The following is a 759-nucleotide window of genomic DNA, read 5'->3' as shown; positions in this document are numbered from 1 at the left end:
AAAGCGATGAAGGCGTGGCTCTGGGCATACGCGCGCGATGACCGACCGTTCGGAGGATCGGGTCCGCCGATGGTTGCCTATCGCTTCGAAGACAGCAGAGGTGCCAAGTGTGTCGCGCGTCATCTCGCCGGGTTCACCGGCATCCTGCAAGTTGATGGCTACTCGGCCTACACCAGCATGCTCAAAGAGCGCGCCAAGTCCGGCAGCAATGAAACCATCAGACTGGCCGGATGCTGGGCGCATTTACGTCGTAAGTTTTATGAGCTGCACGTCGGCGGTATCAATGAGGCTGCGACAGCGTCGATTACGGCCATGACGGAACTGTGGAAGGTTGAGGACGAGATCCGCGGCAGTGATGCCAAAACCCGTGCCACGCGTCGTCAGGAGACCTCCGCAGCCATCGTCGCCGATCTCTTCCGATTGTGGGAAAAGGAGCTTTCCAGAGTCTCTGGGAAGTCCAAGACTGCTGAGGCGATCCGCTATGCGATGACACGACGGGAAGCGCTGGAGCGCTTCTTGACCGATGGCCACATCGAAATCGACTCCAACATTGTCGAACGCGCGATCCGGCCCCAAACAATTACAAGAAAAAATAGTCTCTTCGCTGGTAGCGAGGGAGGCGGCGAAACCTGGGCGACGATCGCCACGCTGCTGCAGACGGCAAAAATGAACGGTGTCGATCCGCTCGCCTGGCTATCCCAGACCCTGACCCGCATCGCAAATCGCTGGCCAGCCTCAGACATTGAGTAGACATTGAGT

General features: G+C 58.4%; 1 protein-coding gene. It reads left to right on the top strand.

Features of this window, described 5'->3' with window-relative positions; translation table 11 throughout:
- The coding region (gene tnpC, locus AC1D2R_RS32195; protein ID WP_477973874.1) for an IS66 family transposase at window positions 1-750 on the top strand (750 nt) is incomplete at its 5' end.
- Between the last annotated feature and the right edge of the window lie 9 nt (window positions 751-759).

This window comes from Rhizobium sp. P1_C7 (assembly GCF_056406295.1).
Note: the sequence above shows the minus strand (reverse complement) of the source record. Positions and strands in the feature narration are given on the sequence as shown.